General features: G+C 68.6%; 13 protein-coding genes. 10 read left to right on the forward strand and 3 right to left on the reverse strand.

The features are described 5' to 3' along the window. Window positions 1-64: 64 nt before the first annotated feature. The 3 genes from ACIHAX_RS23255 (at window position 65) to ACIHAX_RS23265 (ending at window position 3,045) form a co-directional block, all read left to right on the forward strand. Entirely contained in the window at window positions 65-1,009 is a 945-nt protein-coding gene (locus tag ACIHAX_RS23255) for an ATP-binding cassette domain-containing protein (RefSeq protein WP_364424617.1), read from the forward strand. Further along, complete coding sequence (locus ACIHAX_RS23260) at window positions 1,009-1,770, forward strand: ABC transporter permease (protein WP_355071593.1); 762 nt, start codon at window positions 1,009-1,011, stop codon at window positions 1,768-1,770. Before ACIHAX_RS23255 ends, ACIHAX_RS23260 begins: the two co-directional genes overlap by 1 nt. 354 nt (window positions 1,771-2,124) lie before the next feature. Then, window positions 2,125-3,045 carry an adenylate/guanylate cyclase domain-containing protein gene (locus ACIHAX_RS23265; RefSeq protein WP_397279509.1) on the forward strand — a complete coding sequence of 307 codons (921 nt, stop codon included), beginning with the start codon at window positions 2,125-2,127 and terminating at the stop codon, window positions 3,043-3,045. Between the two features lie 21 nt (window positions 3,046-3,066). Here the strand turns inward: ACIHAX_RS23265 and ACIHAX_RS23270 are convergent, their stop codons facing one another. Then, the gene (locus tag ACIHAX_RS23270; protein WP_356962800.1) at window positions 3,067-3,225 is read right to left on the reverse strand and encodes a hypothetical protein; all 159 of its coding nucleotides are present in this window, start codon (window positions 3,223-3,225) and stop codon (window positions 3,067-3,069) included. A gap of 181 nt (window positions 3,226-3,406) precedes the next feature. Between ACIHAX_RS23270 and ACIHAX_RS23275 the strand changes: the two genes are divergently transcribed. The 7 genes from ACIHAX_RS23275 to ACIHAX_RS23305 are packed head-to-tail and all read left to right on the forward strand — an operon-like array spanning window position 3,407 to window position 12,483. Further along, on the forward strand, window positions 3,407-5,122 hold the full coding sequence (locus ACIHAX_RS23275) for an acyclic terpene utilization AtuA family protein (protein ID WP_364424613.1): 1,716 nt from the start codon (window positions 3,407-3,409) through the stop codon (window positions 5,120-5,122). Next, entirely contained in the window at window positions 5,119-6,270 is a 1,152-nt protein-coding gene (locus tag ACIHAX_RS23280; RefSeq protein WP_397279512.1) for an acyl-CoA dehydrogenase family protein, read from the forward strand. The genes ACIHAX_RS23275 and ACIHAX_RS23280 overlap by 4 nt, the downstream gene beginning before the upstream one ends. Then, window positions 6,267-7,865 carry a carboxyl transferase domain-containing protein gene (locus ACIHAX_RS23285; RefSeq protein WP_355071600.1) on the forward strand — a complete coding sequence of 533 codons (1,599 nt, stop codon included), beginning with the start codon at window positions 6,267-6,269 and terminating at the stop codon, window positions 7,863-7,865. The genes ACIHAX_RS23280 and ACIHAX_RS23285 overlap by 4 nt, the downstream gene beginning before the upstream one ends. Window positions 7,866-7,873: 8 nt before the next feature. Further along, window positions 7,874-9,916, forward strand: a complete 2,043-nt coding sequence (locus ACIHAX_RS23290) for an acetyl/propionyl/methylcrotonyl-CoA carboxylase subunit alpha (protein WP_397279514.1) — start codon at window positions 7,874-7,876, stop codon at window positions 9,914-9,916. After that, on the forward strand, window positions 9,916-11,076 hold the full coding sequence (locus tag ACIHAX_RS23295) for an acyl-CoA dehydrogenase family protein (protein ID WP_397279516.1): 1,161 nt from the start codon (window positions 9,916-9,918) through the stop codon (window positions 11,074-11,076). Before ACIHAX_RS23290 ends, ACIHAX_RS23295 begins: the two co-directional genes overlap by 1 nt. A gap of 10 nt (window positions 11,077-11,086) precedes the next feature. Beyond that, window positions 11,087-11,863 carry an enoyl-CoA hydratase family protein gene (locus ACIHAX_RS23300; RefSeq protein ID WP_355071604.1) on the forward strand — a complete coding sequence of 259 codons (777 nt, stop codon included), beginning with the start codon at window positions 11,087-11,089 and terminating at the stop codon, window positions 11,861-11,863. Window positions 11,864-11,868: 5 nt separating this feature from the next. After that, window positions 11,869-12,483, forward strand: coding sequence for a TetR/AcrR family transcriptional regulator (locus tag ACIHAX_RS23305; protein ID WP_355071605.1), 615 nt, complete (start codon window positions 11,869-11,871; stop codon window positions 12,481-12,483). Here ACIHAX_RS23305 and ACIHAX_RS23310 read toward each other — a convergent pair. Both ACIHAX_RS23310 and ACIHAX_RS23315 read right to left on the reverse strand, forming a co-directional pair. Beyond that, entirely contained in the window at window positions 12,454-13,794 is a 1,341-nt protein-coding gene (locus tag ACIHAX_RS23310; RefSeq protein ID WP_397279519.1) for a glycosyltransferase 87 family protein, read from the reverse strand. The genes ACIHAX_RS23305 and ACIHAX_RS23310 overlap by 30 nt on opposite strands. Before the next feature lie 318 nt (window positions 13,795-14,112). Then, entirely contained in the window at window positions 14,113-14,478 is a 366-nt protein-coding gene (locus ACIHAX_RS23315; RefSeq protein WP_364424601.1) for a hypothetical protein, read from the reverse strand. Between the last annotated feature and the right edge of the window lie 231 nt (window positions 14,479-14,709).

The raw sequence follows: 14,709 nt of genomic DNA on the forward strand, positions 1-14,709 counted from the left end.
GGATGATCCAACTCGGCACTAATTACCGACGCGCGCGCCCGCGATTTGCGGAATGCTGGGCGGCATGATCGAGCTGAAAGGCCTCACCAAGCACTACGGGCAGACCGTAGCGGTGCAGGATCTGACCTTCACCGTTCGCCCCGGGCAGGTAACGGGGTTCCTCGGACCGAACGGCGCGGGTAAATCGACCACCATGCGCATGATCCTCGGCTTGGACAAGCCCACCGCGGGCACCGCCTTGATCAAAGGCAGGCCGTACCACGAGCTGGACCATCCGCTGCGCACCGTCGGGGCGCTGCTGGACGCCAAGTGGGTGCATCCGAACCGGTCGGCGCGGGCTCATCTGGAGTGGATGGCCGCCTCCAACGACATCGCCAAGTCCCGGGTGGAGGAGGTGCTGCGGCTGGTCGGCCTGTCCGAGGTTGCGGGCAAGTCGGCGGGCGGCTTCTCGCTCGGCATGTCGCAGCGGCTCGGCCTGGCCGGCGCGCTGCTGGGCGACCCGGAGGTGCTGCTGTTCGACGAACCGGTGAACGGCCTCGATCCGGAGGGCATCCTGTGGATCCGCCGCTTCATGCAGCGGCTGGCCGCCGAGGGCCGCACGGTGCTGGTCTCCAGTCATCTGCTGTCGGAGATGGCGCAGACCGCCGAGCACCTGGTTGTGATCGGGCGCGGCAAGCTGATCTCGGATTCCACCACCCAGGAGTTCATCGAACGCGCCTCGGAGCAGACGGTCCGGGTGCGCAGCCCGCAGCTCGACCAGCTGCGCAGCGTGCTCACCTCCAACGGCATGACCGTCAGGGAGGACGGCGCGAGTGCCGACGGCCCCGCGCTCATGGTGGCGGGCGTCTCCAGTGACGCGGTGGGCAAGCTCGCGGGCGAGAACAGCATCACGCTGTTCGAGCTGGCCCCGCAGCGCGCGTCGCTGGAAGAGGCGTTCATGCGGATGACCGGCGGCGCGGTGGAGTACCACGGCGAAGGCTTCGATCAGGTGATGGGAGGTGCGCTCTGATGGGCGTGCTGGCAGCGGAACGAATCAAGCTCACCTCGACCAGGTCGCCCTGGTGGTGCTCGGCGATCGTCGTCGCCCTCGCGCTGGGCATGGCCGCCTTGCTCGCCTCGGTGGCGCGCGCGTCCTACGGCACGGAAGGCGCGATCGACCTGACGGTCTCCACCGCGGTGGCCGGGATCAGCGGTTTCGGCGTGATGGTCCTGATGATCATGGCCACCCTGACCGTGACCAGCGAATACCGCTTCGGCATCATCCGGACGACGTTCCAGGCGACGCCGCACCGGGCCAAGGTCATCCTGACCAAGGCCGGGCTGGTCAGCGTGTACGGCGCGCTGCTGACCATCGCCTTGGCGTTCGTCGCCTACGTGGTGGCGAAAGCGATCAGCGGGCCGGACGCGGGTGCGGCGCTCACGCTGTCCAGCGCGGCCGACTGGCGCGAGGTCTACTCCATCCCGATCTACGCGTTCCTGTGCGTCGTCCTCGCGGTCGGCGTCGGCGTGCTGGTGCGGCAATCCGCCGCCGCGATCTCGCTGATCGTGCTGTGGCCGCTGCTCATCGAGGGATTGCTCGGTGCGTTCGGCAGCTTCGGGCGCAATGTCACCCCGTTCCTGCCGTTCGCGAACGCGAACCATTTCATGAGCGCCTCCCCGTCCACGGCCAACTGGCACTGGGGACCCTGGGGCAGCCTGCTCTACTTCACCGTCTTCGTCGCGATCGTCTTCGGCGCGTCGCTGGTCGTGGTGAACCAGCGCGACGCTTGAGACGAGCTCCCTTGACGACCCGAGTCGCCTTCCCTCGCCACTCGGGTTGACGGTGCGCCGACCTTGTCGGGAGGTCCGGCGCTCCCCCCACCGCCCGTCACTGCCCGGCGGACGGTGCCCTGATCGGCCCGGTGCGAACCCTCGCGCCGGGCCGATCGTGCGTGTGAACATCGAGGAAACTATGCCGCTTGCCGGTTCCGAGACTCCTTCTCGCCCGAGTAGCCTCGGTGCGGCAACCAGCTCGTTATCCAATGCCGGGCCCGACGGTGTGCTCGCTGAGGTTCGCAGCGGAGGTGGCACATGGTGATGATCGGTAACCTGCCGACGTCGGATCGGCTGAGATACCCTCGGGGCGTGCATGAAACACCTTCCGGCGGCGCCGAGCCGGGGTCGGGGCCGGAGGCCGAGGGAGGGGTACCGCCCGAGGTGGTCATTCCGTTGGAGCCGTCCGATCCGGGCGATGCTCCCCGCCGTTCCGGCGGGTTACGGCGTGCCCAGATATCCGCGCTGGTGAACGCGGCGAATCAGCGGGCGGACCTGATCGGCGTGCTGCGCAAGGCGCGGCAGCAGCTGCCGGGTGATCCCGCTTTCGGCGACCCGCTGTCGGTTTCCGGGCCCGGCGGGGCGCGAGCGGTCGCGCGCGCGGCGGACAAACTGGTCGGCGACGCACCGAGCGCCGCGCGGGAGATCGGCTTCGGCGCCTTGCAGGTCTGGCAGGCCGCCCTGGAGCGGATGGGACGCGGTAAAGGTAGCCAAGAAGTAACTGTCATGTTCACCGATCTGGTGGCCTTCTCGCGCTGGTCGCTGTCGGCCGGTGACGAGGCCACCCTGGAACTGCTGCGCAAGGTGGCCAAGGCCATCGAGCCGCCGATCGCCGAGCGGGGCGGCCACGTGGTCAAGCGCATGGGCGACGGGGTCATGGCGGTGTTCCCCTCGGCCGACCGGGCGGTGCGCGCCGCCGTGACCGCCAAGCGCAACCTGGCCGACGTGCAGGTGCGCGGCTATACCCCGCAGATGCGGATCGGTTTGCACACCGGTTCCCCGCGTGAGATCGGGGGCGACTGGCTCGGGGTGGACGTCACCATCGCGGCCCGGGTCATGGAGGCGGGCGGCAACGGCAACACCATGCTGTCGGAGGCCACGCTCCAGGGGCTGCGGCCGGAGACGCTGGCGGAGCTGGGCTTGGCGGCCAAGCCGTATCGCCGCAGCTTCTTCGCGGCGCCACTCAACGGTGTCCCTGAGGACCTGCGAATCTTCCGGTTGTCGAGGGGCTGAGCGGCTGCCTCTCCGCTCGATCTATCCGAGCCACCAGGCCAGCGCGCCACCCGCCGCGAGGGCGGCGCAGACGGCGAGCGCGATGGACAGCGGCCGGGCCGTCCTCCAGGTGGTGTAAACGCCGCCGAGCAGGAAGCCCGCCAGGGCGAACAGAACGATCACGGTGACGTCGCTGGACACGGTGCCATCTTGCTCCAGCCCGCTCGGTCTCCCGGTGGCCGGGGCGGCGGGGCGACAATTAACAAGCACGCATGCTTGCTTTTTTCTGGCCCCGGTGTGATGCTGGTCGCGGAACGCGGACTTCACGGGTGCGGCATGCGGCTCATCCTGACGGTTCGCCGTACAGGAGGCATTCCCGCTGATGAGTATGCTGGCCGCCGACCCGGACGTGCTCCGGATCGGCAACTGTTCCGGCTTCTACGGCGACCGGCTCGGCGCCATGCGTGAGATGCTGGAAGGCGGACAGCTCGACGTCCTCACCGGCGACTATCTCGCCGAACTCACCATGCTGATTCTCGGCCGGGACCGGATGAAGGACCCGGACCTCGGCTACGCCAAGACCTTCGTCAAGCAGATCGAGGACTGCCTCGGGCTGGCGCTCGAACGCAACGTGCGCATCGTGGCGAACGCGGGCGGCCTGAACCCGGCCGGTCTGGCGCAGCGTCTGCGCAAGGTTGCCGCCGACCTCGGACTGGACGCCAAGATCGCGCACGTCGAGGGCGACGACCTCCTCGCGCGCGCCGGTGACCTCGGCTTCGGCGCGCCGCTGACCGCCAACGCCTACCTCGGCGCGTGGGGCATCGTCGAATGCCTGAACGCGGGCGCGGACATCGTGGTCACCGGCCGGGTCACCGACGCTTCGGTGATCGTCGGGCCCGCCGCCGCGCACTTCGGCTGGGGCCGAACGGATTACGACCGCCTGGCCGGCGCGGTGGTGGCCGGGCACGTCATCGAGTGCGGCACCCAGGCCACCGGCGGCAACTACGCCTTCTTCACCGAGCTCGCCGATCTGGGCAGGCCGGGTTTCCCGATCGCGGAGATCCGCGCCGACGGCGGCAGCGTCATCACCAAACACGCGGTCACCGGCGGCGCGGTCACCGTCGACACGGTCGAGGCCCAGCTCATGTACGAGATCCAGGGAGCGCGCTACGCCGGGCCCGACGTCACCTCCCGCCTGGACACCATCCGGCTCGACCAGGACGGCCCGGACCGGGTGCGGATCAGCGGCGTCACCGGTGAGGCCCCGCCGCCCCGGCTCAAGGTCTCGCTGAACACCATCGGCGGCTTCCGCAACGAGATGGAATTCGTGCTCACCGGTCTGGACATCGAAGCGAAAGCGGAACTGGCGCAACGGCAACTGGAGTCCTGGCTGCCGAGCCGACCGTCCGAGCTGACCTGGACCTTGGCCCGCCTGGACCGCCCGGACGCCGACACCGAGGAGCAGGCCAGCGCACTGCTGCGCTGCGTGGTGCGCGATCCGGACCCGAACAAGGTCGGGCGCGCGTTCTCCAACGTCGCGGTGGAGCTGGCGCTGGCCAGCTATCCGGGGTGCAGCTTCACCACCTTGCCGGGCAACGGTTCTCCTTACGGCGTGTTCACGCCCGGGTTCGTCGACGCCGCCGAAGTGCCGCACACGGCGGTGCTGCCCGACGGCGCCCGCGTCGAGATCGCCCCGGCGACGGAGACGGCCGAACTCGCCGCCGTCGACGAGCCGCCCGCTCCGGAACCGCTGCCCGCCGGGGAAACGCGCCGCGCGCCGCTGGGAACCGTCGCGCTGGCACGCAGCGGTGACAAAGGCGGTGACGCGAATATCGGTGTGTGGGTGCGCACCGACGAGCAATGGCGCTGGCTGGTGCACACGCTCACCGTGGAGCGCATCAAAGAACTACTCCCGGAAGCGGCTTCGCTGACCGTCACCCGGCATGTGCTGCCCAATCTGCGGGCGCTGAACTTCATCATCGAAGGCCTGCTCGGCCAGGGCGTGGCCTATCAGGCCCGCTTCGACCCGCAGGCCAAGGGACTCGGCGAATGGCTGCGGTCTCGTCACCTCGACATTCCAGTGGAGCTGCTGACATGACGAAACTCTGGGAAACGCCGGAACGACGCGAATTGCGATCCACGGTGCGCGGATTCGTGGAACGCGAGATCCTGCCGTACCTGGACGGCTGGGAGCGCGCCGGTGAGATCCCGCGCGAGCTGCACAAGAAGGCGGGCGCGCTCGGCCTGCTCGGCGTGCAGTTCCCGGAATCCGCGGGTGGTTCCGGCGGCGACGGCGTTGACGCGATGATCGTCTGCGAGGAGATGCACCAGGCCGGTGCGTCCGGCGGGTTGTTCGCCTCCTTGTTCACCTGCGGCATCTCCGTGACGCACATCATCGCCTCGGGCAACGCCGACCAGATCGAGCGCTGGGTGAAGCCGACGCTGGCGGGCGAGAAGATCGGATCGCTCGCGATCACCGAGCCCGGCGGCGGCTCCGACGTCGGGCACCTCACCACCACCGCGCGCCGCGACGGCGACCACTACATCGTCAACGGCGCCAAGACCTACATCACCTCCGGCGTCCGCGCCGACTTCGTGGTCACCGCGGTGCGCACCGGCGGGCCGGGCTCCGGCGGCATCTCGCTGCTCATCGTCGACAAGGACACGCCGGGCTTCACGGTCAGCCGCAAGCTGGACAAGATGGGCTGGCTGGCCTCCGACACCGCCGAACTGTCCTACGTCGACGTCCGGGTGCCGGTGGAGAACCTGGTCGGCCCGGAGAACTCCGGCTTCTACCAGATCGCGGGCGCGTTCGTCAGCGAGCGCGTCGGGCTGGCGGTGCAGGCGTATTCCAGCGCGCAGCGTTGCCTGGAACTGACGCTGGAGTGGGTGCGCAATCGCGAGACCTTCGGCCGCCCGCTGATCAGCAGGCAGGCGGTGCAGAACACGGTCACCGAGATGGCGCGTCGGATCGATGTGGCCCGCGTCTACACCCGGGATGTGGTGCAGCGCAGCGCCGAAGGCGAGACCGACCTGATCGCCGAGGTGTGTTTCGCGAAGAACACCGCGGTGGAAGCGGGCGAGTGGGTGGCCAACCAGGCCGTCCAGTTGTTCGGCGGCCTCGGTTACATGCGCGAATCCGAGATCGAGCGCCAGTATCGGGATATGCGCATCCTCGGGATCGGCGGCGGCACTACCGAAATACTGACCGGACTGGCGGCGAAGCGATTGGGGTACCAGTCATGACCATTCTGCGCAGCACCTTGGACACCGCCGCGCCCGAGTACGAGGCGGCCGCGGAGGCGATGACGGCCAAGCTCGCCGAGGTCGACGCGGAGTTCGCCAAGGCCATCGCGGGCGGTGGGCCGGACAAGCTGGCGCGGCATCGCAAGCGCGGCAAGCTGACCGCGCGCGAGCGCATCGAACTGCTCGTCGACGAGGACTCGCCGTTCCTGGAGTTGTGCCCGCTGGCGGGCTGGGGCAGCGAATTCCACGTCGGCGGCAGCACCATCGCGGGCATCGGCATCGTGGAGGGTGTCGAGTGCATGATCGTCGCGCCCGATCCGACCGTGCGCGGCGGCACCTCGAACCCGTGGACGCTGCGCAAGACGTTGCGGATCAACGACATCGTGCGGGAGAACCGGCTGCCGGTGATCTCGCTGGTGGAATCCGGCGGCGCGGACCTGCCGACGCAGAAGGAGGTCTTCGTCCCCGGCGGCCGGATGTTCCGCGACCTCACCCAGGCGTCGGCGGCGGGCATCCCGACCATCGCGCTGGTGTTCGGCAACTCCACCGCGGGCGGCGCGTACATCCCCGGTATGTCCGATCACGTGGTGATGATCAAGGAGCGCTCGAAGGTGTTCCTCGGCGGTCCGCCCCTGGTCAAGATGGCGACCGGTGAGGAATCCGACGACGAATCCCTCGGCGGCGCGGACATGCACGCGCGGATCTCCGGCCTGGCGGATTACTACGCCGTGGACGAGCAGGACGCGATCCGCATCGGCCGCTCCATCGTCAAGCGGCTGAACTGGCGCAAGCAGGGGCCCGCCCCGCGCGCCGAGGTGATCGAACCGCTCTACGACCCGGAGGATCTGCTCGGCATCGTGCCGTCGGATCTGAAGATCCCGTTCGATCCGCGCGAGGTGATCGCCCGCATCGTGGACGGCTCGGATTTCGACGAGTTCAAGCCGCTCTACGGCAGCAGCCTGGTCACCGGATGGGCCGAGCTGCACGGTTACCCGGTCGGCATCCTGGCCAACGCGCGCGGTGTGCTGTTCTCCGAGGAATCGCAGAAGGCCACCCAGTTCATCCAGCTGGCCAACAAGTCGAACACCCCGCTGCTGTTCCTGCACAACACCACCGGCTACATGGTCGGCAAGGAGTACGAGCAGAAGGGCATCATCAAGCACGGCGCGATGATGATCAACGCGGTCTCCAATTCGAAGGTGCCGCACATCTCGGTGCTGATGGGCGCGTCCTACGGCGCGGGCCACTACGGCATGTGCGGCCGGGCCTATGACCCGCGCTTCGTTTTCGCGTGGCCCAGTGCGAAATCCGCCGTCATGGGCGGTGCGCAGCTGGCGGGCGTCATCTCGATCGTCGGCCGGGCCGCCGCCGAGGCGAAGGGCCTGCCGTTCGACGAGGAGGCCGACGCCGGGATGCGCGCCATGGTGGAGGCGCAGATCGAGGCCGAATCGCTGGCGATGTTCATGTCCGGGCGGCTCTACGACGACGGCGTCATCGACCCGCGCGACACCCGCACCGTGTTGGGAATGTCCCTGTCGGCCATTCACAACGCCCCGATCAAAGGCGCCGACGGCTTCGGCGTCTTCCGAATGTGAGGCCGACGATGACTGCATCGCAGAGCGATTCGATGAAGGGCGGCGGCCGGGTGACGGGTGGGCTCACGAATGTCCTTGTCGCCAACCGTGGCGAAATCGCCCGCCGGGTCTTCGCGACCTGCCGCAGGATGGGTCTCGGCACCGTCGCGGTGTACTCCGACGCGGATGCCGCCGCGCCGCATGTCACCGAGGCGGACGCCGCGGTGCGCCTGCCCGGCAACACGCCCGCGGAGACCTATCTGCGCGGTGAGCTGATCATCGAGGCCGCGGTCGCCGCTGGCGCCGATGCCATCCATCCTGGATACGGATTCCTCTCCGAGAACGCCGAATTCGCCAAGGCCGTGCTCGACGCCGGGCTGGTCTGGATCGGGCCGCCTGTCGAGGCGATCGAGCAGATGGGCTCGAAGGTCGCCGCGAAGAAGATGATGGACGCCGCGGGCGTGCCGGTGCTCGCCGAACTGGACCCGGCCGAGGTCACCGAGGCGCACCTGCCGGTGCTGATCAAGGCGTCCGCCGGTGGCGGCGGGCGCGGCATGCGCGTGGTTCGCGAGCTGGCCGACCTGACTTCGCAGATCGAGGCCGCCCGGCGCGAGGCGGAATCCGCCTTCGGCGATCCGACGGTCTTCTGCGAGCGCTACCTCGAGACCGGCAGGCACATCGAAGTCCAGGTGATGGCTGACACGCACGGCACCATCTGGGCGGTCGGCGAGCGTGAGTGCTCGATCCAGCGCCGCCACCAGAAGGTGATCGAGGAGGCTCCGTCGCCGCTGGTGGAGCGCACCGAGGGCATGCGGGCGCGGCTGTTCGAGGCGGCGCGGCTGGCGGCGGGCGCGATCGGCTACACCGGCGCGGGCACCGTCGAGTTCCTCGCCGACGAGCAGGGCGAGTTCTTCTTCCTGGAGATGAACACCCGCCTGCAAGTGGAGCATCCGGTCACCGAGTGCACCACCGGGCTGGATCTGGTGCGCCTGCAACTGGACGTCGCCGCGGGCGGCGTGTTGCCCGCAGAACCGCCCGCCATGCACGGGCATTCGATCGAGGTCCGGCTCTACGCCGAAGATCCGGCGCACGACTGGCAGCCGCAGAGCGGCACCGTGCACCGGATCGATATCCCGTCGGTGCTCATCGAGTTCGACCTGCTGGACCGCCCGGGCGTGCGGCTCGACACAGGCGTGGTGGACGGCTCGGTGGTCGGCGTGCACTACGACCCGATGTTGGCCAAGGTCATCTCCTACGCCGAAACGCGCGGCGAGGCAGCACGATTGCTGGCTTCGGCGCTGCACCGCGCGAAGATCCACGGCCTGGTCACCAACCGCGACCTGCTGGTGCGCGTGCTGCGTCATCCGGCGTTCCTGGCGGGTGACACCGACACCGCGTTCTTCACGACGCATGGGCTGGCCGCCCTGGCCGCGCCGCTGGCGTCGGTGTCCGACGAGGCGCTGTCCATCGTGGCCGCCGCGCTCGCCGACGCCGCCGCCAACCGGGGCAGCGCGCGGGTGGGCGGCGGGCTGCCCAGCGGGTGGCGCAATCTCCCCTCGCAGTCACAGCGCAAGTCCTACGAAAGCCGCGCTACCGGAACGCACGAGGTGGGTTACCGGTTCGGCCGGACCGCCGTCACCGTGGACGGTCACGACGGTCTCGCTCTCGTCGAGTCGGCTCCCGATCGCGTCGTGCTGTCGGTTCCGGGTGAGCGCGGCCCGGTGCGCAGGCAGTTCGAGATCGCCCGCTACGGCGACCAGGTCTACGTCGACTCGCCGCTCGGCCCGGTGGCTCTGCGCAGGCTGCCGCGTTTCAGCGATCCGGCCGACCAGGTGGCCATCGGTTCTCTGCTCGCGCCCATGCCGGGCAGCGTGATCCGGCTCGGCGCGGAGGTCGGCAACCACGTCGAACAGGGCCAGCCGATCCTGTGGCTGGAGGCGATGAAGATGGAGCACACCATCGCCGCGCCCGCCGCGGGCGTGCTCAGCGCCGTCAACGTCACCGTCGGCCAGCAGGTCGACGTCGGCGCCGTGCTCGCGGTCGTCGAACCCGTAGAAACTCAGGAGAGCTGATGACGTTCATCGAAACCGACGAGCAGAAGGCGCTGCGGGCCGCCGTCGCCGCGCTGGCCACGAAGTACAACTACCGCGACTACGTGCTGCCGAAGGCGCGCAAGAGCGAGCCGCTGGACGAATTGTGGCAGGAGGCGGGCAAACTCGGGTTCCTCGGCGTGAACCTGCCGGAGGAATACGGTGGCGGCGGCGCGGGCATGTACGAGCTGTCGCTGGTGATGGAGGAGCTGTCCGCGCAGGGCGCGGGCCTGCTGCTGATGGTGGTGTCCCCGGCCATCTGCGGCACCATCATCACCAAGTACGGCACCGACGAGCAGAAGCAGGAATGGCTGCCCAAACTCGCCGACGGCTCCGGAAAGATGGTGTTCGGCATCACCGAGCCGGACGCGGGCTCCAACTCCCACCAGATCACCACCACCGCGCGCCGCGACGGTGACGACTGGATTCTCAACGGCCGCAAGATTTTCATCTCCGGCGTTGACCAGGCCGAGGCCGTGCTGATCGTGGCCCGCACCTCCGACCACAAGACCGGCAAGCTCAAGCCCGCCCTGTTCATCGTGCCGACCGACGCCGAAGGCTTCACCAAGACGGCGCAGGAGATGGACATCATCGAGCCCGATCACCAGTACAACCTGTTCCTCGACGACGTCCGGCTGCCGTCCACCGCGCTGGTCGGCAAGGAGGACGCGGCGTTGATGCAGTTGTTCGCGGGCCTGAACCCGGAGCGGATCATGGGCGCCGCGATGGCCGTCGGCATGGGTCGCTACGCCATCGAACGCGCGGTGGAATACGCCAAGGAGCGCACGGTGTGGAAGACGCCGATCGGTGCGCACCAGGGCATCTCGCATCCGCTGGCGCAGGTGAAGGTCGAAGTGGAGCTGGCGAAGCTGATGATGCAGAAGGCCGCGACCCTCTACGACGCGGGCGACGAGATGGGCGCCGCCGAGGCCGCCAACATGGCGAAATACGCGGCGGCGGAAGCCAGCATCAAGGCGCTCGACCAGGCCGTCCAGACCCACGGCGGCTCCGGCCTGACCAAGGACGTCGGACTGGCCGCCATGCTCGCCGCCGCTCGCATCGGCCGCATCGCGCCGGTGAGCCGGGAAATGGTCTTGAACTTCGTCGCCCAGTACTCGCTGGGCCTGCCGAAGTCGTACTGAGAGGACGCGCATGACCGAGACGGCTCCGTTCGTCCGCTACGAGGTGAGCGGCGGCGTGGCGACGCTCACCTTCGACTCGCCGCACAACCGCAACGCGCTGTCGTCCAAGCTGGTCGCCGAGCTGCTGCGCGGACTCGACGACGCCGCCGACGACGAGAAGGTGCGCGTCGTCGTGCTCGCGCACACCGGCAACACGTTCTGCGCGGGCGCCGATCTGAGCGAGGCGAGCGACGCCGATCCGGCCGTGGCCGCCGACGAGCGCACCCGGGTCATGATCGGCGTGCTGCGCAGGCTGGTGGAGATCCCGAAGCCGGTGATCGCGCGGATCGACGGCAACGTGCGGGCGGGCGGCATGGGCATCGTGGCCGGTTGCGACATCGTCGTGGCCGGGCCGGGCAGCAGTTTCGCGCTCACCGAGGTGCGGATCGGGCTGGCGCCGTTCATGATCTCGCTGACCCTGCTGCCCAGGCTCGATCCGCGCGCGGCCAGCCGGTACTACCTCACCGGCGAGAAGTTCGACGCCGCCGTCGCCGAGCAGATCGGCCTGGTCACGGTAACCGCCGACGACCCGGCCGCCGAGGTGGCGCGGCTGTGCGGGGAAGTGCGCAAGGGCTCCCCGCAGGGGCTGGCCGAGGCCAAGCGGTTGGTCAACGCGGGCATCCTCGCGGAGTTCGACGCCTCCGCCGAGGAGCTCGCGCGGCGTTCGGCGAGCTTCTTCGGCACCCCCGAAGTGCACGAGGGCATGCTGGCCTTTTTGCAGCGCCGCCCGCCGAGCTGGGCAGAATAACGACCATGGCGACACCCCACGAACCCAAGCAGGACCGCAGCCGAGCCACCCGGCAGCGCCTGCTCGAGGCGACCATCGACTGTCTGGCCGAGATGGGCTGGGCGGCCGCGACGGTCGCGGTCGTCGCCGAACGGGCCGGGGTGTCGCGTGGCGCGGCGCAGCATCACTTTCCCACCAGGGAGGATCTGATCACCGCCGCGCTGGAGTTCATGTTCGACACGCGCAGCGGGCAGGCGGTGCAAGAGGCATCGTCGCTGGGGGAGCTGGGCGACGGCGTCGGCCGTACGGAGGCGGTGGTGGCGGGGCTGGTCGAGTCGTACACCAGTCCGCTGTTCAAAGCCGCGTTGCAGGTGTGGACGCACGCCGCCGCCGACCCGGTGCTGCGCGAACGCATCGTCCCGCTGGAAGCCCGCTTCGGCCGCGCGTCGCATCGTCGCGCGATCGAGGCTCTCGGCGTGGACGACTCCGATCCGGTCACCCATCACCTGGTCCAGGCGACCTTGGACATGGCCCGCGGCCTGGGGTTGGCCGACGTCCTCACGGACGACTCGGCCCGCCGCAAGCGCATAGTCGAGCAATGGGCGGCCACGCTACACGCCGCTTTGCACGCTCCTCGCTGATCGGGAGTCCGCGATCGGCGCACTCAGCAGCAGGACTATCGCGGCGACCATGGCGGCGAGAGTGAGCAGAGCGTAGGAGTTGCCGACCAGGAATTGCATGACGGTCCAGTGGAATTCCCGGCCGTTGGTCTGGGGTACGAACCAGATCAGGCCTTGCGGAAGCAGCGGCAGCGTCTGATCCCATGTTCCGATCGAGTCGACTTGCATCGGCCACGCGAAGGCGAACAACGCGATCGCGCCGGGCACGGTGATGCCGGCTGTCCACGATCGGCGGGACAGTGCGTGCACGGCCCAGACGAGCGCGGGCACCGCCCACACCCAGTAGTGGGTCCAGGAGATCGGTGAGCACAGCAGCGTCACACCGGCGGCGAGCAGGGCGCCGAGCATCTCGTCTCCCCGCTGGTAGGCGATTCGCGCCGCGGCCAACCCGGCCAGCCCGAGCCCGCCGGCGCCGAAGAGCCACACCACGTGGCTGTCCCACGTGGTCCATTGCAGGCGGCCGAGCACACCGTTGAGCGACTGATTCTGCACGTATGCGAAGCCGATCCGGTTCTGCGACGCCACGGTCGAGGTCCAGAACTGGATCGCCTCGGTCGGCCGATACCAGAGACCGACCGCGACCGTGGCCGCGAACGCGCCCATCGCGACGGCGGCGGCCTTGAATTGGCGGGTGATCACCAGATAGACGACGAACACCGCGGGCGTCAGTTTGATGCCGGTGGCGATACCGATGAGGATGCCGCGACTCCGGCGGTGTTTCGGCATGGCGAGGTCGCCAAGGACCATCGCCATCAGGATCATGCTGATCTGCCCGAAGCGGAAGGTCTGCTGCACCGGCTCGAGCCAGAGCGCGGCGCTGCCCACGGCAAGCGTCATCGCCAGCATGCCGAGCCCACGCCGATACCGCATCAGTACAGCGGTGCACCACACGCTGACATACAGGGAGATCAGCGTCGTGACCACCATGCCGGTGCCGATGTAGTTGATCGGGAACCGCGCCAATTCGGCGCAGATCCACGCGGCGAAGACGGGATAGAGAAACGGCAGGAACATCGGGCCGCGGGCGGCGTACAACTGATCCGGGTGCAGGGCGGCGGCCTTGCCGCCCCACATGTAGACCTGCAGATCTATTTGGTGCCAGTACATTTCCCAGTTCGGCCGCAAGAACAGCAGCCAGGCCGCCAGGGAGATCGCGGTGAACACGATGGCCGCGCCCAGGGCGAGCGCGGCTCGTGGCGGTCGGCTACGCGCGGTCGATAGTTCCGTCGCCTGCGCGACAACGACAGTTGTCGCCGGTGCGACAGTTGCCATGAACTTTCCTTCATCAGATGACGATCGATCGGCGGAACCGTTGCCGGACAACATGATCGGCGCGGTCCCGAGGGCAACGCTGAAACCGTGAGCTCGTCTAACGATACGGCTACTACCAAAGTAGTATTACCATTAGGAAATGTAACATGTGTCACTTTTGGCCTCCCTGTGTGGGAAGCGCCGCTTACCGGGTCCCGATGTCCCGGTGCATGTGATCGCGTGGATCGGTAGGGGCGCGACAGACAACTCGCGCCCCTCATCTTCAACGAATTCGCTTAGGGCTCTACCGAAGTCGGCGCACTCGTGCGCTGTGCCCGATCAGCACAGTCCTTGCTGCTCGAGGCGCCCGGAATCGATGGCATAGGAGGAGGCCCCGATGGCGGCGCCGATCAGGCCGACGATGATCGCGCCGGGGATCGCGCCGACGAAGAAGACGGGCAGGCCGACCAGCGCGCCGATGGCGGCGCCGATCGCCGCGCCGATTCCCGTGCGCAGTTCGATCGTGTCGCCGGGCGGCAGGCACGCCTTGATGTAGGTCACCTGCGGGGCCTCGACGGTCGCCGCGGCGATCGGTTCGGTGCGGTCGACGGGCGCGGCCGACGCGGTAGCGGCGAATCCGACGGTGAGCGCGGTTGCGACCAATGCGCTGACCACCGTCACGGCCAGCTTCGTGAAAGCGTTCAACTGTTTCCCTGAATGTTCGCGGTGGACACGTGACCTGATGCGCTCCGGGTTCCCGCTCCGGAACGTGCGCTGTCACGCATCCGATCATCATCGCTGGAGTTTTGCGGTGTGCCAAGACCTGACGCTCGAATAGCCTGCGCCGGTGCCAACTCCGAGCGCCTTCGCGTCGATGTCACACTCGCCGGCGTCGCGTCGTCCTTCCTGTGAACGCGAAACGACGCAGCGACACAA

It is taken from the genome of Nocardia sp. NPDC051929 (assembly GCF_044548645.1).
Classification (GTDB): Bacteria; Actinomycetota; Actinomycetes; order Mycobacteriales; family Mycobacteriaceae; genus Nocardia; species Nocardia sichangensis.